The sequence below is a fragment of the Pectobacterium parmentieri genome, from assembly GCF_001742145.1.
Classification (GTDB): domain Bacteria; phylum Pseudomonadota; class Gammaproteobacteria; order Enterobacterales; family Enterobacteriaceae; genus Pectobacterium; species Pectobacterium parmentieri.
This window is the reverse complement of sequence record NZ_CP015749.1, coordinates 3,527,592-3,553,342: the sequence shown is the minus strand read 5'-3', so window position 1 is coordinate 3,553,342 and position 25,751 is coordinate 3,527,592. Positions and strand designations below refer to the sequence as shown.

20 protein-coding genes are annotated in these 25,751 nt (G+C 51.1%); 4 read left to right on the top strand and 16 right to left on the bottom strand.

From position 1 onward, the window contains the following. Positions 1-56 precede the first annotated feature (56 nt). Together A8F97_RS16095 and A8F97_RS25200 are read left to right on the top strand one after the other, a co-directional pair. A complete protein-coding gene (locus A8F97_RS16095) occupies positions 57-584 on the top strand; it encodes a DUF4234 domain-containing protein (RefSeq protein ID WP_025919504.1) in 528 nt (175 codons plus the stop codon). Continuing rightward, positions 526-831 carry a DUF4942 domain-containing protein gene (locus A8F97_RS25200; RefSeq protein WP_373370589.1) on the top strand — a complete coding sequence of 102 codons (306 nt, stop codon included), beginning with the start codon at positions 526-528 and terminating at the stop codon, positions 829-831. Before A8F97_RS16095 ends, A8F97_RS25200 begins: the two co-directional genes overlap by 59 nt. 1 nt (position 832) lies before the next feature. Here the strand turns inward: A8F97_RS25200 and A8F97_RS24515 are convergent, their stop codons facing one another. The 12 genes from A8F97_RS24515 to A8F97_RS24970 all read right to left on the bottom strand — a co-directional run bounded on the left by A8F97_RS24515 (position 833) and on the right by A8F97_RS24970 (position 17,738). Next, a complete protein-coding gene (locus A8F97_RS24515; RefSeq protein ID WP_014698625.1) occupies positions 833-1,066 on the bottom strand; it encodes a hypothetical protein in 234 nt (77 codons plus the stop codon). Between the two features lie 463 nt (positions 1,067-1,529). Next, entirely contained in the window at positions 1,530-2,012 is a 483-nt protein-coding gene (locus tag A8F97_RS16085) for a coiled-coil domain-containing protein (RefSeq protein ID WP_012822239.1), read from the bottom strand. A gap of 10 nt (positions 2,013-2,022) precedes the next feature. Next, positions 2,023-2,727, bottom strand: a complete 705-nt coding sequence (locus tag A8F97_RS16080) for a coiled-coil domain-containing protein (protein WP_012822240.1) — start codon at positions 2,725-2,727, stop codon at positions 2,023-2,025. 24 nt (positions 2,728-2,751) lie between these two features. Then, positions 2,752-4,287, bottom strand: a complete 1,536-nt coding sequence (locus tag A8F97_RS16075) for an SUMF1/EgtB/PvdO family nonheme iron enzyme (protein ID WP_014698628.1) — start codon at positions 4,285-4,287, stop codon at positions 2,752-2,754. Continuing rightward, positions 4,277-5,509 (bottom strand): ABC transporter permease, encoded by a 1,233-nt coding sequence (locus tag A8F97_RS16070; RefSeq protein ID WP_033070793.1) that lies wholly within the window; start codon positions 5,507-5,509, stop codon positions 4,277-4,279. Before A8F97_RS16070 ends, A8F97_RS16075 begins: the two co-directional genes overlap by 11 nt. Continuing rightward, complete coding sequence (locus A8F97_RS16065; RefSeq protein ID WP_012822243.1) at positions 5,490-6,158, bottom strand: ABC transporter ATP-binding protein; 669 nt, start codon at positions 6,156-6,158, stop codon at positions 5,490-5,492. The genes A8F97_RS16070 and A8F97_RS16065 overlap by 20 nt, the downstream gene beginning before the upstream one ends. A 17-nt stretch (positions 6,159-6,175) precedes the next feature. Beyond that, entirely contained in the window at positions 6,176-8,155 is a 1,980-nt protein-coding gene (locus A8F97_RS16060; protein WP_033070794.1) for a vWA domain-containing protein, read from the bottom strand. Positions 8,156-8,164: 9 nt separating this feature from the next. Then, complete coding sequence (locus tag A8F97_RS16055; RefSeq protein ID WP_033070795.1) at positions 8,165-9,145, bottom strand: hypothetical protein; 981 nt, start codon at positions 9,143-9,145, stop codon at positions 8,165-8,167. A gap of 6 nt (positions 9,146-9,151) precedes the next feature. Next, positions 9,152-11,818 (bottom strand): putative virulence factor, encoded by a 2,667-nt coding sequence (locus A8F97_RS16050; RefSeq protein ID WP_014698631.1) that lies wholly within the window; start codon positions 11,816-11,818, stop codon positions 9,152-9,154. Next, the gene (locus tag A8F97_RS16045) at positions 11,818-14,820 is read right to left on the bottom strand and encodes a virulence factor SrfB (protein ID WP_012822247.1); all 3,003 of its coding nucleotides are present in this window, start codon (positions 14,818-14,820) and stop codon (positions 11,818-11,820) included. The genes A8F97_RS16050 and A8F97_RS16045 overlap by 1 nt, the downstream gene beginning before the upstream one ends. Then, entirely contained in the window at positions 14,821-16,176 is a 1,356-nt protein-coding gene (locus A8F97_RS16040) for an SrfA family protein (RefSeq protein WP_033070830.1), read from the bottom strand. It lies immediately after the preceding gene. Positions 16,177-16,550: 374 nt separating this feature from the next. Continuing rightward, on the bottom strand, positions 16,551-17,738 hold the full coding sequence (locus A8F97_RS24970; RefSeq protein ID WP_261340658.1) for a vWA domain-containing protein: 1,188 nt from the start codon (positions 17,736-17,738) through the stop codon (positions 16,551-16,553). Positions 17,739-18,210: 472 nt separating this feature from the next. Here A8F97_RS24970 and A8F97_RS16030 point away from each other — a divergent pair, with 472 nt between their 5' ends. Then, positions 18,211-19,332 carry a ribosomal protein uL16 3-hydroxylase gene (locus A8F97_RS16030; protein ID WP_014698635.1) on the top strand — a complete coding sequence of 374 codons (1,122 nt, stop codon included), beginning with the start codon at positions 18,211-18,213 and terminating at the stop codon, positions 19,330-19,332. Positions 19,333-19,628: 296 nt separating this feature from the next. After that, the gene (locus A8F97_RS16025; RefSeq protein ID WP_033070797.1) at positions 19,629-20,759 is read left to right on the top strand and encodes a lipase family protein; all 1,131 of its coding nucleotides are present in this window, start codon (positions 19,629-19,631) and stop codon (positions 20,757-20,759) included. A 63-nt stretch (positions 20,760-20,822) separates the two neighbouring features. On the opposite strand, the gene A8F97_RS16020 is transcribed toward A8F97_RS16025, so the two are convergent. From A8F97_RS16020 to A8F97_RS16005, 4 genes are read right to left on the bottom strand one after another with little or no spacing between them, the layout of a single operon-like run. Next, positions 20,823-22,001, bottom strand: coding sequence for an ABC transporter permease (locus tag A8F97_RS16020; protein ID WP_033070798.1), 1,179 nt, complete (start codon positions 21,999-22,001; stop codon positions 20,823-20,825). Next, on the bottom strand, positions 21,995-23,113 hold the full coding sequence (locus A8F97_RS16015; RefSeq protein ID WP_014698637.1) for an ABC transporter permease: 1,119 nt from the start codon (positions 23,111-23,113) through the stop codon (positions 21,995-21,997). Before A8F97_RS16015 ends, A8F97_RS16020 begins: the two co-directional genes overlap by 7 nt. Then, positions 23,113-24,111, bottom strand: a complete 999-nt coding sequence (locus tag A8F97_RS16010; protein ID WP_033070799.1) for an HlyD family secretion protein — start codon at positions 24,109-24,111, stop codon at positions 23,113-23,115. The genes A8F97_RS16015 and A8F97_RS16010 overlap by 1 nt, the downstream gene beginning before the upstream one ends. Further along, positions 24,108-25,523, bottom strand: coding sequence for a TolC family protein (locus A8F97_RS16005; RefSeq protein WP_033070800.1), 1,416 nt, complete (start codon positions 25,521-25,523; stop codon positions 24,108-24,110). The genes A8F97_RS16010 and A8F97_RS16005 overlap by 4 nt, the downstream gene beginning before the upstream one ends. Between the last annotated feature and the right edge of the window lie 228 nt (positions 25,524-25,751).

The following is a 25,751-nucleotide window of genomic DNA, read 5'->3' as shown; positions in this document are numbered from 1 at the left end:
TCGTTCTATTCTTATTATTTTATTACCGAGTTATTATTAATTATTAGGAAACCAACATGTCTGATATCTCCGATCTCAAACAGCGTCTTGATACTAAAACGCTCAATTTTGTTTTATTAACCATGGTTACGTGCGGCGTGTGGCCTATAGTATGGCTTTTCAAAAAACAAAATATAATTAGTGAAGTAACTAAATATCCATTTTCCAATGAGCTATTTGTTCTTTGGATTGCGATATGTTTCGGAATGTCTCGTCAACTGGCTTCAATGGTGTCGCCGGATATTTATGGATACGACCCAACCGACGATACTCTGCTGGCATTGAGTGGGATTCTGTCATTGGCTTCTGTAGTACTCTATGTTGTTTGGGCTTTTAAAGCACGGACAGCGTTACGACATTATGCGTTGATGGAATTCAAATTTGATCTGAAAATGAATGTGTTTTATACCATTGTGTTTAACGTTTATTATATTACATACTGCATCAACGCTATGCCGGACGCTTTGGCAAAACATAAAATCATTTATGGTTCTTCTTCATTTGTGGGAGATCAGCCAAAACAAACACCACCCACGCAGCAATGACAATCTGAATTTTAACGCTCGCTTATATAAGCGAGCATTTTCATTTTTGGTAGATAGAAGTATTTTATTCAGCGAAGCCAATATCCTCAGTACCTTTAAATCTCTTCACCAGAGCAAGCAAGAAATATTCGTGTGTGGGGAGGTTAACGTATTTAAAGGGCTACTTTGGGATTATACGCTCCCTTCCTTGTTACTTTGTCAGAAAAAGATCTGCCCGTGCTTGCATTGGGTCGGTGTCCATATATAGCCTATTTAGGCTGATAACCGATTCTAATCCTAGCAATTCCCTGACTATCACCGCACGATGGGTCTAAGGCAAATGGGGTCCATAATAAACGGTAGCGATCGGCCTCCACCGGTAATTCATCGGGGCCATCACCGAAGGGGGGAAAGTGATTATTTTGTCTTACGAAGGCACCATTCTGCTCGATTTCATCGATATCCTCCGATGTCGCGATATTACCTGCAGTAGTCGTACTCATAGTGATATCTCATAGTTATTATTTATAATCACAATCAACCCTTTTCTGTGTACAGAAAAATAAATGATTAACTGAGCCTAAATATTTTTCAGTATTCGCGTAAATAAAATTAAAGTTAAATGAAGAAAATAGATATGCTTAGTGTAAAAACAGTAAATATCACTATTGTTGTTATGAGTGAGGTGTTTATTCATTATGATAAAAATAATTTTTTCATGGTTGAATTTAAAATCCTATTAACAAGTTTTTAATTTTTAGAGTGAATTATTGTGGTTGATAACGCCAAGGGGAATATGATAAACGCGAAAATATACACAGAGAATATGGAAAAACTGTAATGTCGCTGTGCCTTATGACCGTTTTAATCAGATTCGGACGTAGTGTGGCGCTGGATTGAAGGATGTGTGGGCGTTATTTCAGAGAAAGGCAGGCCCGCTGACCTGATGGCCTGCGGGCATGTGGTTTATTGCGGTTCTAACATTTTTTGAAGCCCAGTGAGTTGCCCTTGCAATTTTTGCAGTTCCATCTGCTTTTGCATTTCTGACTCGGAAGGGCGGTTTTGTGCTTCTTTCATACTTTTTTCTAGAGCGGCGATCTCTTTTTGTGCATCTGCGCGTCCCGCACTCTTTTTCTTCAGTTGTGCCACCAGATTATTCATCGAACGCTGCAATTCTTGCTGCGATTTACGTTTAGCGGTAACACTGGCATTGCTTTGCGTCTTCTCCTGTTCGATAGCCGCATATACGGCATTGAACTCTTTATTCAACGCTTGTTCATGTTGCAGTGTCTGCTGTTTCTCTGTAACCCGTTGATCCCACGTTCCAGAATAGTTGCAGTTAAATTTAGTGACGATATTGACGTCACCAGTTGTTGGGTCACAGCTCTGCGGATTGGTCACGCATCCCGCGAGCAGGAGTGTGGTGAACACAGGCAATAAAGCGCGCATGGAACTCTCCTTAGCTCACTTTCAGTGCTGTACGTTGGTTATAGAGGCTATCCAACTCGCTCTGTAATGAACCGATCTTGTCACGCATTTGGGCAATTTCCGTATCTAATTTTTTGGTATTGTCGCCAGACTTTTGCATATCAGCGGAGACGTCCTGCCACTGTTTTTCATGTTTTTTCATATCGGTAATCGTGTTACGCAAATAGGCGATATTGGCGTCGACTCCTTTGATCTGCTTTTGCATTTCCTCTTTTTTTACCGATTTTGTAGCGATCTCTTTTTCTATTTTGGCCAGCGTTTGCTTATCGCTGGCGATAACCGATTTCGCTACACTCGCTGCGCCCTGAATTCGGGTGTTTTCCGCCTGTATATCTTTAATCGATGCATTGAGTTGTTCTTCCTGAGTGGCGTATTTTTTACGCTGATTATCCAGGTAAGCATTGGTGCCAATACCGATGCCACAGCCAGCCACGGCTGCTGCAGCCATACATACTGTTTTATTTTTAGCATCGGCTACTGCACAAGCCAGTATCCCTATCGCCGCACCAGCAGCACAAGCCTGTAGCCCTGATTTGTTAAAAAATTCGATGTCTTGGCTCTTCGAAAGACGTGGATCGATGTCGCTGCCGCCTAAGCGTGATGAATTCTGACAGCCAGCCAGAAGTACGATTAATCCTATAATTGTCGCTGTGCGTAATGCTTTAAACGTTACCATTACCTACTTTCTCCTGATTATTACTTAGTTATTGTTTTTGCATGCGTTAAGCCACGCATCCCGTGCCACTTTGCCATCCTTCCAGTACCCTTGAAGATTTTTCCAGTAGGTATCCAGATATCCGTTTAGATTGGTTTTACCGCGTGCCGCCATCAGTTGTTGTACGATGGTTATTTGTGATTCGATAAGCGATTTGTTATAGGTTGAGCCCATGTCCACCAGCGTGTCGGCGTAATAGCTAGTGATAAAGTCGAGGGCTTTCTGATGCTGTCCTAATTGTTCCTGGCGACGAGAGCAATTATCATCTAGCTGATTACCCGCAGCACAGGTTTTCGCATTGAGCTGGTTGAGACGATCAAAGAATTCGCCGTCATCTTTCATCTTTGTGCACAAAAATGCCCCTAGCTGCAGCGATGTTCTTATCGCCTGATCGCGCTGTTCATCGCGTAATTGGCTATTGGCACGTAGCTCACCGCGCAGTTGTTCTAATTGTTTCTTTAGCGTCTCGTCTTGTACTTTGGCGGAAATTTCATTGAGGTTTTGCAACGAGCCTGTGGCTTCTCCTGTACTCGCCGTATTTTTTTCCGTGCCGAGGGCTTGCCATTCCTTCTCAATTTCTTTGACACGATCGCGGGATGTTAGCGTCGTTGATACCAAAACCAGCCTCATTCCCGTAGTTTTGCTGCCATTTTCTCCCTTGGCATCGTAATAGGGTTCTTCACCACGCAGAGAACTACGAATATCGCTCTGTACTGTCATAATGCTTCCCCCGCGCACGATATAGCCCCCTGCTTTACCATGTAGGCGATCAAGCTTGTTAAGGCGAAACGGCTCGAACATTATCTCGGCAGCGTTACCGAGCATATCGTGCAATCCGAGTGGGTTGGGCTGTAGCAAGCCTGTTGGATTAAGTTTCCCGTTTGCGGACTGCGCGCCAGCAAACCAGGCATAACTATTCATGCCCTCTGGCATTGGAAAATGCTGGTCGCGGAATTCTGACGATGACACCGATTGCCCGCCCCGGGCGGCAAATTCCCACTCGGTTTCGGTAGGCAGGCGGAGAAAGCCAGGTTGGCCGTCATCTTTGGGTAAACTCGCCAGTTTCTCTTTCCGCAACCAGAGGTTGTAGCGGTTAGCAAAGGCCATCGCATCCATCCAGCCAATATTCACTTTTGGCAGACGGCCTTTTATATCCGGCGTTGGGCAGTCGCCAGAAAGTGACAGAAACTGTAAATCGCTAAGCTCATACTTAGCCATCAGGTAGTAGCGGCTCTGTCCTTTTTTCTCAGAGAAACTCCCTGAGATATGCTCCTGCCGAGCTTGCTCCACATATCCCCATTCATCGCCTTCCTGCCCGACCACAATACCGTAGTCATCTAGCAGGTTATTTTGCGGAATAATCACTTTCCTAAACGCCATCGCGCCATCACAGGGCAGAGGGAGGATGACGTCATCTGCCAGCGGTTTTGGGTTCCAGAATTTTTCATCCCAGGCTGCATGTGCGGCGCAGGTATACCCCATTCCAGCTATAAGCAGGCTCAGCGCCAATTTATATTTCACGTAGACTCTCCGCAGGTTCGATTTTCAGCGCCCGTAGCGCACCAATGGCGGCAACGCTGAATGCCACCGCCAGTACGCACAGAAGTGCAGTAACAAAATGAATGGGTTCGAGGTGGCAAACGAACCGGTGATCGGGAAGGGATGTGCCAAATATGCGATTAAATAATTCACTTCCCAATAGGTAGATCGCCAACGCGACACTGAATGCCACACCCGTGAGACAAAGCGCCTGGATCACGATAAATAGGGTAATCGCCCGACGACGAAAGCCGAGAAGACGGAGTACGGCCATGTCGGTGCGTTTGCGGTCGATGTTGGCGATAAAAGCGCCGATCAGGGAGGCAATACAGCCGGAAGCCGAGATCCATGCGATGACCGCAAAGATGAGACCCAGCACGCGATCAATGGCACGCACAGATTCTATCTGCGCCGCCTGAGTGACTGATTCTATATGCTGTGCTTCCAGCCAACTGGCCAGTGGCGCGACATCATCTAGCGTACTGGCATAAAGTCGTGCTCGGGCAAAGCGCATACGCGGCCGTGACGGTTCCCCTTCGCTAACCCCAAGTAACGACACCTGAAAACCATCACGGTAATCTTCCAGTGCGACCAGAAGCGGCAGGGAAATAAACGCGGCGGGACGAGAGAATTTGGCTTCATCAAGTATCCCACTGACGGATAGCTCAAGCGTTGCGCGCTGGTTCTGCCCCTCAAGATTGCGGTTGATCCGCAGATGGAAGCTATCCCCGGTTTGGACATCAAGACGGCGTGCCGCACTGGCGCTTAATACAACCTGCGTGTCTTGCTGTAGCGGAGGAATGCCCTGAAGTAATGGGTCACCTGCTCCGGTGGGGATGACCTCAGCATTCGCGGCAAAATGCTGGCTGTCTCGTACCAAATCCGCCTGTGTATTCAACGATCGGGTGAGAGGGATCGTGAAACCGACTTCCGGGCGCTGTGCCAACTGCTCCAGCCAGGTGAGGTCATAGTTGCCATTACCCGTCATACGCACTTCCCGCGTGCGCGGATCGTCCAGCAGGTCGTGGCGTAGTTGGCTGACGATGCCGTTCTTCAGGCCAAACAGCAATAATAGCGGTGCGATTACCGCAATCAGCGAAAAAACAATACACAGCGTGACTTTGCGATCGTGCAATAAATCGCGCAGCGCCATACGTAGCAGAAGTGTATGTTTTGGTTGAAGTTCAGGCAGGGAGGAAGACACTTTGCCCCTCCGCCACGGATGCTTTGTAACAACGCAGGCCTAAATCTGAGACTCGCTGCCAGTCATGGCTGACAATGATGACTGCCATGTCCAAGGTTCGCACCATCTCAATCATCAGCGCAAAGAGCCGTTCTGCATTGTCGGGATCCAGCGCGGCCGTTGGCTCATCGGCCAGCAGTAAACGCGGCTGGTGGGCAATGGCTCGAATAAATGCCACCCGCTGACGCTCGCCGATGGAGAGTTGGGAAGGCATTTTAGCGAGTAATGAGCGGATGCCTAATCGATCGATGGCGTCATCCAACCACTCTTGATGGGTTGTCATCCCCACCAGTTGCCGAGTCAGGTGGATGTTTTCCGCAACGGAAAGCCACGGTAACAGCCCGCCATGCTGGAGCATAAACCCCAAGGCCCGCGCCCGGATAGTAGACAACCGGGCTTCATCTTCTGCTAATAGTGGCGTAGCGATATCCAGCTCGCCCAGCCGATACTCTTTGAGCCGTGCCGGACGTAGAAGTGTCCCCATCATTTCCAGCAGCGTGCTTTTTCCACATCCACTAGGCCCGACAAGGGCCGCTATATCGCCACGGGATAGCACGAACTCAGGCAATGATACCCGGTAGCCACTGACCCCGCCTCGGCGGATATCCATATCGCAGATCCGTATCATTAGGGTAAATTTTCTAGAGGAACCGGGTAGACGTTATCCCGAGGGTCGCTGTCTGGTGCTAAAGCGATCCAACGATCAACATCCTGATTGTAACGCTGATAGTAGCTGAGCTTGGTGTTGAGGCGACGAATAAACCGTTCCTGTTCCAAGCCATCCCAGCTTTTCCAGGTTTCTTCATCCAGACTTAATACCTCACTGAGATAGGGGAGGCTGTCGATGTATTCTCCCAGAAGCCCCATCTCACCAAGACGGGTGGCACTCTTGCTTTTTGCCTGGTTTGGATCATTCCCCATCGTTGCAGCGAGTGAACGCAGACTGGCAAACATGTCATCCGGTGAAATCATCCCTTCATTAGCCGCGTTGATGATTTTTTTCATCACATCGCTTAAATCGCTCAGTTCGCTCTTGGTGAGCAGCACCCGGACTTCTGTTGCTGGAATATTTTGCTTCACCAGATCGCGGTCGCTAATCCATGACTTAAACACTGGCGGCGCCTGTGTACCCTGCTTTTCGCCAAGATAGGCAAGGCGCATCGCGTTACTCAATTTCTCGGCATCGCTTAATAATGGGTTAGTTTGTTTACCGGCATATTCTGGGCTGGCACCGAGCGCACTGCCCACTGTATTCTCGCCACTCCAGGCTGCTTTTATCTGCCCGGTAATGGCGTTAGCCAGCCCATCGACCATTTTGCCAAAGTTGTTCACGTCTCCAGAATCGATCGGGTAGTACAGGGGTTTATGCAGAAAGGGGTTCAGCGTCAGATCCTGATACTGAGCTTCCGCCGAGGCGTGGTTTTTCTTTCCATTTGGGGCCTTGAGGTGCATGGCGTAAAGTGCCACGCCACGGTAAGCCGCTTCCTGGCGCACCTGGGCTGCATCTAGCGACGTTGAGGATAGGCTGTCAGATCCCTCCAGTGCTCCGGCATCGGTAATGAGTACGACATAACGGGCACCAAACTGGGTCCAGTCGACTTTATCCAGCGCCATCATTACGCCACCGTAGGCATCCTCGTCCATTTTGCTGCTTGATACCGTGGCTTGTTTAAGATCGTGCACTTTGGCGAGAAAATCTTTACCGCTTTTCACCGTGTTAGGATCAACATACATCTTGCTGTCGTATTCCAGACCTGGCACAACTTTGACGCTGGAACGGTACGCGACCAAACCAAACTTCACCTTATCCTGTAGCTGCTCTTTCTCAATGCGCTGATAAATCTTATCGATAGCTTCTTTGGTTCGTTCAATGTAAGGCCCCATGGAAATGGTGGAATCGATCACGAACACCACTGATGCGGAGAAGCCTTTCATCATATTTTTTTCGTTCTGCCCGGTTTGTTCGTCCGAAGTCGAACCTCCTGCTCCTGCTGTGGCATTGATTTTTTCACTAACCGATGCAACATTCAGAACGCGAACCTGAAAGCCGGTGTCGGTGAAAATATCGTCTGATCCAAGTACCGGCAGAAGATAGAAATTTTTAAGCTGATCAACCATGTAATCTGGCTCTCTCGCCAGTACTTGCGGTACGGGCTGTTTATTCTTCAAACGAGTCAGAAGTGGAGCCAGCATTGCAGAGGGTTTCTTACTATTGAGAATGGATTCAACGTCACTCTTATCACGGAAGAACAGCATCGGGTGGCGGCCTGCCGGATTGGTAAACGCCAGCGTCAGTTGCATTTTCCAGTCCACGGTACAAGACGATTTCATCCAACCGGCAACACGGCCCAGGCTATCTGGCCCTACTTGTAGCCATTCATCTTGCCCGTGCTGGCTGCGTTGATACACGTAGAAACGGCTAAACGCAGGCTGTTCTTTACCTGAGTCACCCATGTTACTTGCCAACTCACAGCCCGGATAAGTCAGCACGCGCTGGTACAGCGTGTGTTTTCCTTCCTGAAGGAGCGGTTTTTGATCGGCTGAGAGTGCCGGGAAGCTAAAGGCGGCGGCGCAAAATAGGCCACTGAACCAGTGAGCGTAATTCATTTTTTTATCCTATTTTTTTAGCGCGGTTAATCGAGCTTTAGCTTCGTTATTTTGCGGATCGTTATTGACGATGGTCTCGTACCAGTAGACTGCCGTTTGTGCATCTGGGCTAAAACAGCCGCCAGATTGCGCCGTTTTGGGATCGTATTCCTGGGCATAACGCATTGCCATTTGCGTATCTCCTGACTGCGCTTTGTAGGCATATAAACGTTGAGCAATGTCGCAATGCTTCTCTGCCTTGGCTTTACTAATCACGTCAAGCAACTGAGCACTGCTCGGCTGGCTACGTAGGCAACCTTTGACGAACTCCAGTTCGTTGCTGTTTTTCATCTGATCATCGCCGCAAGGCCCGCTGACCTTGGCTACGGGGGGCGCGGTAGAGGTTGTCCCCGCTGGGGCTGGGCTGCGGGTAAACCACCATACCGCAGCGGCAAGCAATATCAGGATGAGAATAGCGATGGCGACCAGCACACCTTTTTTACTGCTCTTCGGCTTATCACCAGCGGTGTCGACACGCCCTTCAGGTTGTGGTGCTGGCGTAGGAAGTTCTGGCTCAGGTTCAGGCTGCGGTTCTGGGATGGGCGCTTCCTGCACCGGCGCGTCTTCCACTGGGCGGACATTTGCTAATGGATTACTTTCACCGCTTGCCTGGGAGCTCAGCAGACCATCAGTGATGGTTAACACGCCAACATCAGTCGTGGCGATGTCCTTAACCGTAATCCTGTACGCGGCTTGCCGGTTTGCCAGCAGTGGGTCGAGAAAATCTGGACCAACCTGCACGCCAGGGACATCATCGTAAGGTGTCAGAGGCGACAGGGTTAAAAACACTTCACCGCTGCTCCACCGCCCGCTGTCATCGAGATAAAGATGGTCCTGATTACGTAACACCGAGATCGTGACGCCTTCCTCGCCCCCTTTCCATGCCCGTAACAGCAGTAGTGCGTAGCCCGGCTGGACGGGGGTTAAGGGTTTTAGCTCTGGTTTGATCACGTCAGGTTACTCCTGTGCAGTTTTAATACGGTGAATGATTGCGCCGAGCTTTTCATTTTGCGCCACGCTGATTTCCCGTCCGGCGGAATGACCGGCATTCTCAGCGATCAAGGCTTCCAGGCCGATCAGCCAATCGATAATAAAAATGGCGCTGTAGTTAAGCTGTTGCGGGGTCAGGCGAGTGAGACGCTCGTCATCCATCCACTGTACGCTGTCGCACTGCACTGGGCGGGTGAAAATGGCTTGATCCTGCATGTTGGGGCGAACGGGGCGTTTTGTCTCAGGGACAGTCAAATAACCAAGCCAGGTGACAAAATTGCTCATTACGTGCAGTACGCGTGATACCTGACGTTCGACCATTCGCTCGCGGCGGACACCCGCTTGCTCGGTGTTGGTCATTACGCTAACCAGCGCATCTTCTAGCTTCAACCGTAACAAACCGGTGATCAGTTCATCCACCAGCAGCGCGATGACCGGTCTTGGCAGATTGATATAGTTCTGCATTGCCTGTGTTTCTGGCAGGTCACGCAGATGGTTAATCCAAAGCTGCAATGCCTGACGGGCAAAGGCGGTTTCATGGCTATGTGTCGCGGCGACTGGGGCATCGAGACCAAAGGCATCGTCAACGCCGATATCAAAAAAATCGGCCTCTTCTTCAGTCGCTTCCTCTGGTTCCACCGAGATTTGCTGTAGATAGAGTTCCTGTAGGGAACGCCGGGTGGGCACAAGTCGCGCTAACAGTTCGCCATGCATGCCATTGCGTTTTTTCAGTGCGGCGAGGATCTCTTGAGCGATGAGATTTTTTTTCGCAACTTCTTCTTCACCTTCGGGCTGATACCATTTTCCTAATCCACCTTCTACCAGTTCACCGCGCATATCCTGTAACTGTTCTGCAATACGCTCTAGCTTTACTTCCGGGCGGGCGACCTGGCTCAGGTAATCGGCCATTCGGCGCATACCACCGTCATTCAAGCTGAGCATGGCGTCCCAGGCGGCGTCCGGGGTAGCGATATAACGGGTAACGGCACTATCTTCCAGGAAAGTTTTTCGCATCAGCGCCAACTGCGCTTTGCTTTCTTCGCGGATGGCGTCTTCTTTCTCGTTCTCTATACGGATAAAAGGGGTTATCTGGCCCGGTTTACGTACCAGAAAGGTATTGTTGAATGCTTGTCCCTGCTGCCACTCCTGCATCCATTTAAATTTACCAAAACGTTCTGTCATCGCCATTTTGATCATTCCGCCAAGGCCCCAGGACTGACGAAGAATGGCTTCGTCATGGGATAATCCTTGGCTGATGCGCAAATCAAACATGGTAAGCGCCCAGATTAAGCCGGGCAGTCGCCGTCCGCGTGCCTCTGTGTCTGCGCCTTGGGTGTAGTTGATCCACTCATTCAGTACATCACCAACCTCTTTTACATCAGATTGCTTAGTTGATGCCGTGCAGACAACCAGTACGTTCATTTCCTGGTTTTCGGTATATCGTTCAAAGAGATAGGCGACTTTTCCACGAAGGATTAACTGCGCTAACGGGTTGCTATCTTCACTTTTCACTTCCCGACGTATGTCATCCATCGATTCAACCCCCAGACGACCTCGATAACCAGGGAAGTCGAGCAGATCTACCGATTCAAAGAGAGGCTCACGGGGGGGCGTTAGCAGTGGAATGTGCAACTCAACGGTCAGAGCGGCCAATTCGGCCAGAGAAATCTCAACGGGCGCACCCGCCTGACCATCCTGTACCGGTGTGACGTCAATGCGTACATCGGGTTCTTTATTCAGACGCTCCAGCATGTCAACGTTCATAATGCTGTCGTGCTGAACCAATAAGCCGTCCTTTTCCTGTACCAGCGTGTGTAACGGAGCTCTGACTTCCGGTGCGCCACCCAAGCGCTGCAACGTCTGCGCAAACTGGGTGTAGGCTTCTGTGAGTTCCGGCACGTCACCCCATAAAACAGAAAAAAGCACCCCACGATCCTTCGGCGTTAGCCAAGGCGCCAGCGCAATCGCCTGAGGCCAATAGTGCAATGCCAAACGGCTCTGGCTCTTTCCTGCATGACGGCTGAGATAGTCCCATAGTGATACCACGTCATCTTCTGTGACGCCCGGAACTCGAGAAGCGTTGCGGCGCTTCGCCAGCGCCATTAGCAGGTTATGGGTTCGCTTCTCATCGTACTGCCAGTTAAATTTTTCCTGATTAAAATCATGAATAAAGGCATTAGCGAGGATTTTCCCCATTTCCACTTCACTGAAGAGTAGCAGCGAAACCTGTTGATGCTCACGGAGGCTCGCGCCGCGTCGGCTGAAACGAGTGACTAACCCAGTGGCTTCTTTCCCTCCACCGGGAGGGTTGATGTGCTTCAGAAAATCAAGCTGTTTACCGGCAAGTTGTGTCTCCAAATTACCGTTTTCTCCTGCCGCGAGAGCGGAGATCAAATACGATTTACCAGCCTGTGATAAACCAAAGAAGCCTACCGTCATCGGTTTCGCCGCTGCCTGCGCTAATCTGCGGGCTTTGTTACGGCTGCGACGTAGATTAATGGTGAGGTGATCGGCTTCTCTATCCAGATGCGGGGCGTCCTCACGAACGGTCGCGATCCAGTCAATTGCCTGTCCTGCGCCAGCCTCAATATTTTGCCAGCCCTGAATAATCTGCTCAGAATTGATGGTGCTCATTAGCTTTTAACGCTCCCGCTGTCCAGCCAGTAATGGGTTTCTCCCATGCCATTACCGACCATAGTGTTCAATTGGAATGCAACATCTTTGCGACCGTAGTTACGGCGTGCATTCTCCATTTCCAACGATTCAATGCGGAATCGCTCTGGGCTGACGGCTTCTTCACCATTGCGGGGGCGTCCCTGCTCGGCTAGCAGTTGCAAACGCATAACGGCATCGCCTGCAAGTTCGCTGGCAAGGTTGGGGTTGGTTATTTTCAAGGTGTACAGTGCCGATGCGGGCCAGCGCTCATTGTCAAGCTGTCGGAAACCAATGCGGACTTCGCCTCGGGACTCAAACCCTTGCGCCTGATCAAGCTGGAAGTTCTCGGCATCCAGATCGATATCCCGATAAAATACGTTACTGTCTTTGATGATATTGTTGCCGTCCAGCATGCCCAGATAGCGAATGGTGGAATAGGGCACAAAGTTTGCCGTGCGGAAGTAAAAGTTATTCAGCCTGGAGTTTTCTGCCAGCAGGCAGAGCATGGCCCCGACGACAGCGGTAGACTTGGGATCGTCAATACATCCCTTTTTGTTAAACGGATACCAGCCGCCAGTTTCATACCCATGTAACGGCAGCACGCGTGACGGTGGGACTGGCTGTAACTGGCGGATCAGCGCTTGAATGCCGGGCAAACGTGATGGACGACCCGTCAGCAACAAAATATCGCAGTTGTAATGCCACAGGACTTCGCACAGCGCACGCAGACTGTGGCAAATATTCATCCGGCCGCTACGCGGATTGATAAATTCATTATGTAATTGGGATAAATCGACCTCTAACGGAACATCAAGGATCGAGAACGGAACACAGCCGCTGTCCTGCCCAGGACGAACGGCGTCGTTCACATAGTCCTGTACTTTTTGCGTTGGTACATTGATCTCCAATAGCTCACGAAACGTGTAACTAAGAAGCTCACGTCCCTCATCGGGCTGGTACTCTTCGTAGCGGTGCAAAATCGCTAGAGCCAGCGGCGCGAAGATTTGCAGCGTCAATTGCTGACGCAATACTTGTTTGCCAGCCTCAATCGATTCGCTGCCAAACAGTTGTGACATTATCGACTCGGACGCAACATCGCTGTGTCCCACGTTCATCATCGCGGCTTTTACCGCTGGCTGTAGATAAAGGCGGATGACATCAAGCAGAATATCGTCTCCCGCCACTTTGAATCCTTCGCGGAATAACTGTTTCGGGATGATGCGTACATTAATGCCCTGACCTTCATCCAGGGTGTAGCGGGAAATAACCAGATCTGTCGTGCCTCCACCAATATCGATTGAGGCTACTTTCAGGCTGCGTTTTTCCGTTCCTGACATCTGATTATCTGGACGGCGGGTGGCGGAAAAGAATTCGTCGGTGCGTCCGCCAAAATAATTTTGCGTCTCGTTATACAGGTAGACAAGTTGACCACAGGTCGCTTCATCCCATTTGACATGTACACCTGGGTGGGGATGCTTCAACTGCTGCGTATCGCTACCTTCATATTCCATCGCTTCCCAGCCGAGAGATTTCCACACCAGACGAATTGCATCGTGCATGCTTTGTTCGAAAATGGCGCGTTCGGGCTTCGGCATGGCGGGTGGCACAGTCATAATGACATTACGCAAGCGGCGTGGCGTGCTGGCATGGTTCATCTTCAACCGTTGTGCCGGGCTGTTTATTTGCATTAGCGCCTGACTCAACACTTCTGACAACATCATGGTCATTAGTGAGCTGCGGCTGTAAATCGGTGAAAAGACGGGCATCCGCTCATCTTCGGGCAGGCGTATCAATAATTTGCCCTGATCGTTAAGCATGTAGAGCAAGGGGGCCGCCGTCGCCAGCGGCTCACGATCCGATTTCACGAAGGCCTGACTGAATCGCCAGCCGGGTGAATAGGATTGATCGTCCCAGAGGTATCGTTTCGGACTGGAAATGCCCGTTGAGCCTTCAGTACCAAGGCGTTGGGCTGCCATGCGGAAGGCTTCACCGCCAACTCGGCCGATTGTTGGCCACGTAAAGGCGTCGCTACGGCCGCTCTTTAGCGAAAAATCCTGCTTACCAAACTCTGCCTGAGCAAATTCCAGCCGGCTGTCAAATGGTTCATTATAGACATATTGGGGTTGGCTCAGGTCGCGTAGCTGTAGCTGGTAGAGTTGTGATAATCCTTTATTATCATCACGATGTTCTTCAATAAGAATACCGCAGCTTCGCGAATTGCCAATATCTAGCACCAGATCGACAGGGATTGCTGTATCGCGAATTTTGACGTCGTTAACCTGTACTTCCGGGACGTGAATGGTGTCGCCCAGCACACTGAGAAGATTCAGGTAATGCGCCTGATGTTCTTTAAGCACCAGCTTTTCTTCATTATCTTCATAGTGCTGGCGTAATCGCTCGCGCGCTTGAGTGGTGTAGACATCCTTCAGCCATTCCTCTACCCAGTGTTGGGAAAGAAAATCGCCCATTTCGTGTACGTGTTTGGCTAGCGCAAAGCCTGCACCAGAACGAACGTCATCCTCACTGGGAGCCAGATACTGGGTGTTTTCACGATCGGGAAAAATTTTAGTATCAAAAATCAGAGTGGCGCGCCAGGTGTTACCCTTATCGTCCGGTTCAGTTAGTTCATGAAATTGAACGCGAGCCCAGTTGGCTGGCCCTTGTGAAAAGGCGCGTGGCGGGTTGAAGCGGAAATAGGGGAGAGGAACCCAGACTCCCTGATACAGCCGTAATGAGTCTTCAATTGCCAGAGAATATTCTGACTCGACGGAGCGTGGCATTTCGTTATCGTGCGCTGGAATGTGGTACTTATCTTCGCGCTCGTTATAGACCAGTCGTAGAACAGGGCCATCACCTTGCTGGCGTAGAAATTCACCGTACTCTTTACGTGCAGGTAACGTAAAAGCAAAATCAAGAAATTGGATCCCGCTGTCACGAATGAGTTTGACCTGTTTTTTAAAATCAGTGAGTTCAGCCAGCATTTAGTTACTTGCCTCCTGCTTCATCGAGATAGGGAAAAGAGTATTGGCATCGTAACGGCCTTTACAATCCGCGATATTTTTTGCGCCAGGCATACAGATAATTTCCGGCATTTGATAAACCGAGCCATCGGTGCACTGAGCTTCGCCTTGGTTATTAATGGTGAGCTGCCCTGAACGGGTCTGTGCATTAACGGCCCCCTTGCAAGAGACGCCATCGCCACGCACCATCTGTACTTCACCTTCTCCACCTTTGATCTGGTAACTCAGGCTCAGAGGTTTACCCGTGCGCTGATCTTGAATACCTGCACCGGCATGCCAGAGTCCGTTCAGAAAAGCCGTACTTCCTTGTGCCAGCGCTTCTGGCGGTAGGCTTAGCGGCGTTCGGGTTTCAGAGGCCGAATTGATTGCCTCGGAAGCCGTTGAAAGAGAGGGGGCTGGTGCGATTGTCGGGGCCGGTATAGGAGACGTGACTTCCGGTAATGATGTTCCTAACAGGGGAGGATCTGACTTCTCTGACCCCGCATTCGCGGATATCGCTGTAGATATACTGCCACTGACTGAACTGACACTGGATTCCGTAACGGCCAGGCTTGTGCCCTCCGTAACCGATGAAACCAGTGGTAGTTCTGGTGTATTCAGGTTTATTGCTGGTAATTCGGGTCCCTTCATGCTGAAACCGGGGATGGGAATGGTGATCCCCGGTACACAGCCACGCAGAAGCAGCAGTGCCAGTAACAGAAGCAGCAACAAGGGGAGCAACCAGCACAGCCAGGCGGGGAGGAACCTCCGTGCGCCGCGCCGAACGGGGGCGTTAATGCTGGCATCCGTGGTCGCAGAGGGAGCGCTCGTCGTAGCCGTGGTGGTGACGGTTGGAATCAATGGTGCCACGGGGCGTAAGCAGTCCAGCGGGTCAAGCCTAACCTGATGCTGGGCGTTCACAAATCCCCAGAAACTAATGATAGGTTTTCCACCGACGAGCCAGACGTGCTGCTGATCGGGAAACTGTAGCGCTTTTTCCAATAATTGACCGAATAGCCGCTGTTCCGGCTGAGTATTTCGGCACTGTTCTTCGCTTAGCTGGCGTAGTGCTGCCTGACTGACTTCGAGCTGGTTTAGCGCTGATTGGCGCTCACTGTCGGTAGCGGCAGACCATGGGATGATGTCGCCAGAAAATGGCGCATACCAATCGATGCGGTTGCCATGTTCATTGATTTGGGGAATGGCAAGGGTATCCGCGATAGCGTGCTGTTTGCGCAAACGTAATGTTTCACGAAGTTGCAGTGCTGAAATATGTACAGCTTGCCCGTTTTCGCCCATGGACTGATACTTATCGAGCTTATCACTGCACAGAAACATCTCTTTCACGTTTGCAAGCCTTTGCTGTGTTAATAAAGAGGTAGAAAGACGCGATATACTATTTTCGCGATCGTTAAAAATGTCGTGTACGAGCCATTTGATTAGCCTCTACGCGATAATAAAGGCTCTCGGTATTCCTCTGGCATAATTCAGGGTGAACACACGCTATTCCTTCGATTGGAATATACCCGGCATACTGCAAATTGCCTGTATGTTGGCTTCCCTTAATCACCCCAGTCACATACTCGTGTAAGCTTCTGGGGACTCGTGCCACCGCCCTGCAACTCGAATTATTTAGGGTACAAATATGTTTTCTAGGCACTACATTGTTTTCTTTGCGACGACGCTTCAGTCTCTATGAAAACCCAGCCCCATTATTGACACCCTTCAGGGATATATTCTTTCATTGCCTTATTCATGATATTGCTGAATTCTTGAGTATTGTTAACGGCAAAAACGCTACCGCCAGTATTGCTGGCAATGCAATTGCCCGCGCCTGTATTCAGGATATCAACCACATTTATTTGTAACCGAGGCTTGCTCTTTTTAAGCTTGCTGGCCACTTCACAGGGATCGCCGCCACAAGTTTCATCACCATCGGTAACCAGCAGGATAATTGCATCGCGTTCGACACCATCTACCAGTTTGCCTGCCTGTTCCAATGCTTCCGCCAAGGCCGTTTTTCCTATCGGCTCAATACGATTGATCTGGTTTTTTAATGCTGTACGCTTCGACGGTGGGAACGGCGTTGAGGCGGTAACCTTACGGCAATCGGCCGCTGCTACCAGGCTGATATTCATATCCTTGGGTAATTTATCAATAATATTACTTGTTGACTGGCGTGCCAGGCTGATTCGACGCGGTTCACGTTCGATGTCTCTGACTAACTCATTCCCTTCCAACCAACGTTCTAGTTCATCCGGTGTGGCATCCATACTGAGTGCCATTGAACCGGATGCATCAAGGATAATCACTACCTCTGGAGCCTGCTGAACGGTTCGCTGTGCCGGACAAAGTGCCTTAGTTACTGGCGGTGGTACAGGCTTTGGTGGCTTTATGGGCGCAGCGGGTTCGGTTGGCTGTACAGGTTTTTCGGGCGTGACGGGCTCTGTTGGTGTTACTGGCTCTGTTGGTGTGACTGACTCAGGTGGCTGTGCAGGCTCTGTTGGTGCCACAGGCAGACAACCGCGTAATAGGAATAGAGCCAGAACAGCCAGCAATAACAGCAACAATAGCCACGGCCACCAGATGCGTCGAGGCGCGATGACGGGGGCTACCGCGATTATCGGAGGGGGAGACAGTTCCGTAATTACAGGCTGGTCACCAATCACCCAAATGCTTGAATCGGCAGGCTGTTGGCTGGCAAGAGTCAGCATCCGCAGCACATCTTCGGATACACGACGGTCTTGCGCTAATTTATTCTTTAACTCACTGATTATGTGCTGTTTCTGCGTTAGCAGCGCTTCTGCTCGCATCCTTTCCGATGTGGGCAGGTCCGTCAACCGTATAGGCTGACCATTGAGCTCGCTATACCATTCGATTGCACCATCATTTGCCTGCATGGGTTGTGCAAAGATATTTCTGTGGGACAGGGATAAATGTGGCTCAACGGCGGAAAGCATTGCGGGATAGCAGGTGAGCTGCCATTGCAAGTTCGATGATGGTTCAACAGTCCTTGTTATTCTTATCATTTAGGCAGCAACGCTATCGACGTAGATTGATATGATTGAGAATGAAAGCCAATATAGCTTATATAAAGGATGTTAATAAGATTAATCTTATTTGGCAACCCCTGAAATTTGAGAAAAGTCAGTCCAATACGCCGTTGTTTACTCAAGCTTATCAACGCTGTTGTATCGGATTATTCCCTAATAAATCCTCCGGTAGCCGTCGGGTGCTGAAGCGGTCAATGTAAGGTCGCAACCACTTTACTTTTCACCTCTCTGAACACCTGCCCATTGACCAATGACAAAGTAGCTTTGGTATCACCTTCTTTATAATCAGGCTCGTTTCTCTTCTCACTGGTGTGAATGCATGGCTTATCAACTTAATCTTAATTGGCCCGAATTCTTAGAAAAATACTGGCAAAAAAAACCTGTTGTACTGAAGAATGCTTTCCCTAATTTCGTCGATCCGATTACGCCGGACGAGCTGGCAGGTCTGGCGATGGAGGCTGAGGTTGATAGCCGTCTGGTTAGCCATAAAGATGGTCAGTGGCAGGCCAGTAACGGGCCGTTTGAACATTTTGATCATCTGGGTGAAACCGGCTGGTCGCTGTTGGCTCAGGCGGTGAACCACTGGCATGCGCCGTCTGCTGAACTTGTACGCCCGTTCCGTGTGTTGCCGGACTGGCGTTTAGACGATCTGATGATCTCCTTTTCCGTACCGGGCGGCGGTGTTGGCCCACACATCGATCAGTACGATGTCTTCATCATTCAGGGGATGGGCAGCCGCCGCTGGCGCGTGGGCGACAAACTGCCAATGCGTCAGTTCTGCTCGCATCCTGCGCTGCTGCATGTCGATCCGTTCCCGCCGATCATTGATGAAGATCTTGAGCCGGGTGACATTCTCTATATTCCGCCAGGCTTCCCACATGATGGCTTTACGCACGAAACCGCCCTTAACTATTCTGTGGGGTTCCGTGGGCCGAACGGTAGAGACTTAATCAGCAGTTTTGCTGACTACGTGCTGGAGAACGATCTCGGCGGTGAGCACTATAGCGACCCTGATTTGACCTGTCGGGAACATCCTGGGCGGGTTGAAGCCTATGAGTTTGACCGTCTGCGCGAGATGATGATCGACGTGATTAATCAGCCAGAAGCGCTTAAAGCGTGGTTTGGTCGCTTTGTGACAACGCCGCGCCACGAGTTGGATATCGCTCCGGCGGAACCGCCTTATGAGCAGGATGAGATTATCGGTGCACTGATAGACGGTGGTGTGTTGACGCGTCTGAGCGGGCTACGAGTTTTGGAAGTGGGCGGTGACTACTTCATCAATAGCGAACGGCTGGATACCGTCGATCCAAAAGCGGCTGATGCATTGTGTCGTTACACCGTTCTCGGTAAAAAAGAACTGGGCAAGGCACTAGAGAATCCGGCATTCGTGGCTGAATTAACCGCGTTGGTTAATCAGGGCTACTGGTTCTTTGACGAATAAATTCCCTTCTCTTTAGCGGCTTCTGAGCACGTCTTGCATGAGGTGATTTAGGAGCCGCGCATTATCGTCCGAATGGTTCGCAGTACCGCACGCGTGTAGACTCCTCCGGTGAATACCCGTCAGTCGATCTGGCGTTGGTAACGCCAATGTAAAGATCGTTATAACGTTAACTTCTCTTGACTAAAAATTAGCTAACTATTGAATTTATTGATAAAAATAACCTCCTTTACGCAATTTAATCCATAACTGAACTATCTTTAGAGTGATGCCCACTTAAATAACTCTGGAGAAAAGTTATGTTTCATGTGCCTAAACTAAAGCAAAAACCCTTAGCGTTACTTCTGGCTATTTCTGTCGGGATGATGGCTCCGCTGACTTTTGCTGAGACGAAAACGCCGGGCACCCTGATAGAAAAGACGACGTTGGATACGAAAAACGGCCTCATGGAGGCAGGGGAACAATATCGGATCCAGTATTATTCGAAGAGCGGGGTCGATGGCAAAAGCCTACGGGAAGACACCGGCGCGGTTTTCATCCCCAAAGGTGAGGCACCAAAAGAGGGTTGGCCGGTTGTGGTATGGACACATGGGACGATTGGCGTGGGCGCCTCCTGCGCGCCTTCTCTCAATCCGCGTTCCGCTCGGGATGCTCAGTATCTGAATACTTGGCTGTCGCTGGGTTTTGCTATTGTGGCACCGGACTATGCGGGGCTTGGGTCTGCTGGCTTGCATCACTACCTCAATTCACGTGGTGAGGCATGGAGCGTGTTGGATAGCGTCAAAGCATCACTGACCACATTCCCGCTGCAAAATAAGTTGACGATCGTCGGCCAGTCGCAAGGGGCACACGCGGCTTTTGCGAGTACGGGCTATCAACCGGGTTATGCACCGAACCTGAATATCGCATCGACCGTATTGACTGGCACGCCCTATTTTGATGATAAAACCTCGGCGGCAGAACTTTTTGCCGGGGGAAGCACAGAGGGCGGCGATCCTAAAATCCCTTATGTGATGTATATCTACCTGTCAGCAGCCGATGTAAATAAAGGGCTTAATGTCGATGATTATTTCACGCCGAAAGCGGCTGCCCTTGTAGAGGATGCTCGTACAATGTGTATCGGCGAACTGACGCAAAAAGTGATGGATGAGGGGCTGAATGCTGCCAATAGTCTGAAACCAGCGATCCAGCAATTACTGGATAGCCAAACCGCGAGTTTGCGCTATAACACACTCTATGTTACCCCTCCCGTCTTTATCGGGATTGGAACCAATGACATCAACGTGCCTACCAAGATGCAGGTTCACTTTGCGGAAGATGTCGTGAGTGCGGGGACGTCAGCCGATGTGCACGAATATAAAGGCATGAACCACAGCGAAACGGTTAACGTTTCACTGCGTAATTCTGTTCCCTTCGTGTTGGGAAAATAGTCAGACATGACAGCAAAACCGTAAACCTCTTGTCCCGGTGTGTCCGCCGGGACAGTATTCCCGTTATTGACGTGCGGCCCGATTTTCTCGACGGTGTTGCCGTTGCCGATACCCGAGCATACCCCACGCCAGCAGGCCGTATATCCCCGCCAGCATCCACAGGTGCCACCAAAATGCGCCGATCTGGGTGAAATCCGCCCCCATCTGATTAAGACGCAATATTCCCTGAATCGTGAAAACAGCAGGGATCCACTGAGCCAACCAGTTCAGCGGTGCTGGGATCATTTCTACGGGCCAGATGAAGCCAGCAAGAAAGACAATCGGAATGGAAGACAGCAGCACCGCCTGACTAGGGAGATCTTTACGCGTAAAAGCGGCGCCCAGCACCACGCCGAGCCACAGCGTTGAGAGTAGAAAAGGCAGCGTAAACAGCAGCAGTTGGCTCATGCTAGCCTCACGTGCAATACCATAGGCATCAAGGCAAAAACCGAGCATGTAGAGAAGCGAGAGCAGGTAGGCACCGCCAATGACTGCGGTACGTGCCAGCAGTAAACGCCACGGCGCGGCATATTGCCAGTAGCGAACGCCGCCGGAGCGCGTGCGCTGATTTTGTCCGGCACCGAGCAGGCCGCACCCCATCAGCAAAATCTGGTGCAATATCAACATGAAGACACCTGGAACTACGTAATCGACATAGCCCATGGTTGGGTTAAATACCGGTACGGCATTCAGTGAAGTGGCTTGCCATTGTGAACTGGCGGCGGGCATGCCTTCCCCCTGAGCCAGCAGCCGGGCGACTTTAACTTGTGCGCCAACAGTACCGCCGACTGTCGCGAGAGACTGCGCGATCGCGCCGTAGATCAGGAAGTAGCTGGCATCGGCTGAATAGCTTACCGTAACGCTTTTCCCCTGCATGATGTCGCGATAGAAGTGGCGTGGAATGTAGAGAATCCCCTTCGCTTCGCCTTGCAGAAGCTGCGTTTTTGCTTCCTCCAGCGTATTGCGCTGCGCCACCAGTCGTATTTCCGGCGTGGCGTCAGCCATAAAGGCGAGGCGGCGTGAGAGCTGGGTTCCATCTTCATCGACCAGCACTACTGGAAGTTCGCGCGGCGTTTGGGCGAGGTAAGGACGCGGATAGATAAAGGAATAGAGCAGGATGCCGCCGAACAGGGTGAGCAAAATGGTCGGATCGCGCAGTAAGCTGCGCAGCTCAAACCGAATGAGAGTGGCGAGGGTTAGCATGCTGTCTCCTTGTCACTGAGTCGGTAGCACCAAAGGGTGAGCGGGAGCAGTAACCAAAAGCAGGCGAGCGCAGCCAATGCGGGCGTGATCTGCATGATTCCGGCACCGTAGCTGGTGATGGCAATCGCGATATCGCCATAGTGCGCGACGGGCAGTAACTGTCGCCAGAATGTGGCGAAGGTCTCCATCGCCGCAGCGGGAAAGGTGATGCCCATAAACGCCAGGCCGGGGGCCATTAACGCCCCGACAATGGAGACGGCGCGTGCCGGATCACGAATCAGCGCGTAAAAGGCCATGCCCAGTGCGACGCAGGCACCGGCGACCACGCCGATCGAGGCAAATAGCAGCAGTGCTGAACCGTTGAGCGGGTAATCAAGTAGGCTATACAGCCCATAGCTCCAGATGCCGCCCCATGCCCAGCCAATTAGCCAGTGTGTCAGGAATTTAGAACCGATAGCGGTAGCAGGGTTCTCTGGCACCCAACGTGCCCCGTGCCGATCCTCTCGAGCCAGCGTATTCAGGCCGTATAGCGCGAGCAGCACCGACCAGATCGAGGGGATAATCGCGTTCAGCAAAAACTGGGCGTAGTTGGCGTTCTGGTTGAACAGTGCGGTAATCTGCCCGCCAATCGGCACTGCCAACCCTTTGGCTTCGGGAACGGCTGCTCCCTGAGATAATGCCTGCACCACGGCAATCTGTCCGTTGAATGTTCCCGCTACCAGCGCCAATGAACTGTTGATGACTTTGGCAATCAGGACGAACTGCCCATTATTCCAGGCAGTAATCGTCGGTAATGTTTTTAGACGAATATCACGCTCAAAGTGGCGGGGGATAACCACTAGCGCATAGATCTCGCCGCCACGCAACGAGGTCGAGCCTTCTGCTATCGATGAAAATTGATGGTTCAGGTCGAAGGATGATGAGGCATGCAACTCTCTGGCGAACTGGCGTGACATCGTGCTGTTGTCCAGATCAATCAGGCCGATGGGAAGTTCGCGGACAATAGCGCCGGATAGCGTCCACCAGACTATCAGCATCGTGAAAAGCGGCAGCCAGAGCGCTAAAGCCATCCCCCAGCGGTCACGCCACAGCGCCCTCCATTCGCGAATCATCACATTTCTACCAGTGCGCTCATGCCAACGCGCAGCCCGTTAATCAGTTGAATCGGCCGGGCTTCTACCTCAAACGTCCGCATATCAAACCCTTGTCGGGTGTCCGTCGCCCGCCATGTGGCAAAATCCCCCATAACGGAAACGTAAGACACCTTAAACCGGAATGTCTGGTTATTGAGGGCTGGGATACGTGCCTCAAACTCGGTGCCCATCGCAAAGTGCTCAAGCAGATCTTCGCGTACCGCCAACTGTATCCAGATGTCACTCATGTCCAGTAGCGTAACCACGGGAAAACCCTGTGGTGCAATTTCGCCGCTGCGCAGTAGCACATTGCTGACTTCACCCGTGTGCGGGCTGACGACGCGCGCTTCTGCCAGATAGGCTTCCACTTCTGCGACGGAACCAGCAGCCATACGGGCTTTTTCCTCTGCGGCAACCTGGGTTTCTTTACGGGTGCCTTCTAACGCCATTTGGTATTCCTGCCAGGCCATCCCTTCGGTATAGCGTGCGGCATCCCACGAGGCTTTGGCTTCATCCCGTTTTTGCAGCGGCAGTACACCTTCCTGATAGAGATTTTGCACACGCAGATAGGTTTTATGGCTTAGCTCGGAACCGGCCTTGGCTTTTTGCCACTGATCTTTTGCAGCGGCGATCTGCTGCTCACGTGCGCCTTTTTTGGCCTCCAGCGCCACTGCGCCAGCCGCGGCTTCACCCGCTTTCGCCTGTTCCAGCTTGGCATCGAGTTCCGGGGTCAGGAGCGTGAAGACGAGATCGCCGACGTCAAGCTGCTGGCCTTTTTCTACTCGTACATCAGCAATGCGGCCTGGTACTTTGGAAGACACCGAATACTGCTGCGCTTCGATTTGCCCCTGTAACCGTATTGGTTCGGGCTGGTAGGCAAGCCAGAAGCGATACGCTATCCAGATCACCACAATCACCAAGATAGCCTGAAGGATCCATTTGCGCTTCGAACGCGAAGAGGAGTGCGGTTGTGTCATGGCATCACCTGTATAGCGTATTGGGTCTGGTAGTCAGAGAAACGGTTTATCTGGCTGGAAATAGCCATCAGCCTAGCGATGGAAACCACGTAACGATAGGCTGCGGAGGCGCGCTGTGTTTTGGCTCCGGCCAACTGATTCAACGCATCTACAACGTCCAGCGAAGTAGACATGCCTTGCATAAACGCCTTGTTGCGTAATTGAACGTTCTCTTCTGCCAGTTTTTCCGTCGAAGACAGGGAATTGAACTCTTCCAACGCTAACCTGGCTTCTCGCCACGTGCTTTCGACCGCGATCTCAAGGTTTTGCCGCATATCTGCTTCCAGATGGTTAACCTGCATTTCTGCGCTTTTCGCGGCGGCGATATTATCAGAACGGCCTTCACGGCTGATGAGCGGGACGGATACGCCGACGCCTACCATCCAATCTGGCGTCGTTCTGGCTGCCAGCGTGTCCTGCTCATAGAGTTGATAGTTGCCGAATAGAAATACGTCAGGAGCGTATTTGGCGCGCTCAATACGGATGAGATCCTTGGCCTGATCGCGCTTGGCGGAGAGCACCTTTAAGCCGGGGTGCGTATTGAGCGTTTGTTTCACCAACGCCGGCAGTTCGGGAAGCGTTTTGTTGACGAACAGCGAAGAGGAGGGCGTTGCGCCTTCTGTCTTGATGAGTTTGGCGAACACCATTTCCGTGGTTTCCATACTTCGCCGTGCTTTTTGTGTTTCTATACGCGCCATGTCATAAGCGGATTGTGCGGACAGTACTTCGACTCTGGCTATTTGTCCCTGAGCTTCTAACTTGCGAGCGTGGTCATAATGCTGCGCCATGCCTTTCTCTATATCCTGACGCGTCTTCATTACCTGATGTGCCATCACCACGCCGTAGTAGGTCTGTGCCAGTGCCTCAAACTGCGCCAGCGTGCGGACAATCAGCATCTGTTCTGCCTCGTTGACCTGTGCGGCACGGATCGACTGCGCGGCATCAATCCGGCCTCCAGTGAATAACGGCCAGACGACCTGAACGGAACTGGTGACCACGTTTTGTTCTGTGAAGCGGGTGACGAAGGGATTGCCGCTGATGTTAACAAGCTGGTTTAGTGCGGCGAAGATGTCCCGATGATTTGCCAGTGGATTAAGGTCACGCGCATCCAGTTCGACAGGCTTATCAAGGCGCGTATAGCTGGCACCTACGTTGACCTGTGGCCAATAGAGGCCTTTGGCGGATTCTTGTAAGGACTGAGCGCGATCGACTCCTGCATGTTCGGCGGCAATGCTGTCATCGCTTTGCAGAAGACGAACCCAGGCCTGACTAAATGAGATAGCTTGTCCGAAAGCCGTGGACGACCAGCATAGCAGTAGTGCTACGGGGAAATAGGCCAGAAGCCGAGTTTTACCGTGTGTTATTCGAGCCATTTAGGTGAAATCATCCTTTTACCTAATTACAGCCAAGTTGATAAAAATAGGTCCGCTGAAAAAGTGATGCCTGTGTATACCCGTCATACTTCAAGTTACATCTGTGTTGGCTGCGTTCACTCACCCGAATCATTTACCTGAGTAAGCTCATCGGGATTCCTTTTCTTGCCACGTTACGAGTCCCATAAATGAGCCTCGCCCTAAAGGGCCAACGTTTTGCGTTGTTCA

Coding starts and splice junctions, on each gene's coding strand:
- A8F97_RS16095 (WP_025919504.1), top strand. CDS start 57: ATGTCTGATATCTCCGATCTCAAACAGCGTCTTGATACTAAAACGCTC.
- A8F97_RS25200 (WP_373370589.1), top strand. CDS start 526: ATGGTTCTTCTTCATTTGTGGGAGATCAGCCAAAACAAACACCACCCA.
- A8F97_RS24515 (WP_014698625.1), bottom strand. CDS start 1,066: ATGAGTACGACTACTGCAGGTAATATCGCGACATCGGAGGATATCGAT.
- A8F97_RS16085 (WP_012822239.1), bottom strand. CDS start 2,012: ATGCGCGCTTTATTGCCTGTGTTCACCACACTCCTGCTCGCGGGATGC.
- A8F97_RS16080 (WP_012822240.1), bottom strand. CDS start 2,727: ATGGTAACGTTTAAAGCATTACGCACAGCGACAATTATAGGATTAATC.
- A8F97_RS16065 (WP_012822243.1), bottom strand. CDS start 6,158: ATGGATATCCGCCGAGGCGGGGTCAGTGGCTACCGGGTATCATTGCCT.
- A8F97_RS16060 (WP_033070794.1), bottom strand. CDS start 8,155: ATGAATTACGCTCACTGGTTCAGTGGCCTATTTTGCGCCGCCGCCTTT.
- A8F97_RS16050 (WP_014698631.1), bottom strand. CDS start 11,818: ATGAGCACCATCAATTCTGAGCAGATTATTCAGGGCTGGCAAAATATT.
- A8F97_RS16045 (WP_012822247.1), bottom strand. CDS start 14,820: ATGCTGGCTGAACTCACTGATTTTAAAAAACAGGTCAAACTCATTCGT.
- A8F97_RS16040 (WP_033070830.1), bottom strand. CDS start 16,176: ATGTTTCTGTGCAGTGATAAGCTCGATAAGTATCAGTCCATGGGCGAA.
- A8F97_RS24970 (WP_261340658.1), bottom strand. CDS start 17,738: ATGCAGGCAAATGATGGTGCAATCGAATGGTATAGCGAGCTCAATGGT.
- A8F97_RS16030 (WP_014698635.1), top strand. CDS start 18,211: ATGGCTTATCAACTTAATCTTAATTGGCCCGAATTCTTAGAAAAATAC.
- A8F97_RS16025 (WP_033070797.1), top strand. CDS start 19,629: ATGTTTCATGTGCCTAAACTAAAGCAAAAACCCTTAGCGTTACTTCTG.
- A8F97_RS16020 (WP_033070798.1), bottom strand. CDS start 22,001: ATGCTAACCCTCGCCACTCTCATTCGGTTTGAGCTGCGCAGCTTACTG.
- A8F97_RS16015 (WP_014698637.1), bottom strand. CDS start 23,113: ATGATTCGCGAATGGAGGGCGCTGTGGCGTGACCGCTGGGGGATGGCT.
- A8F97_RS16010 (WP_033070799.1), bottom strand. CDS start 24,111: ATGACACAACCGCACTCCTCTTCGCGTTCGAAGCGCAAATGGATCCTT.
- A8F97_RS16005 (WP_033070800.1), bottom strand. CDS start 25,523: ATGGCTCGAATAACACACGGTAAAACTCGGCTTCTGGCCTATTTCCCC.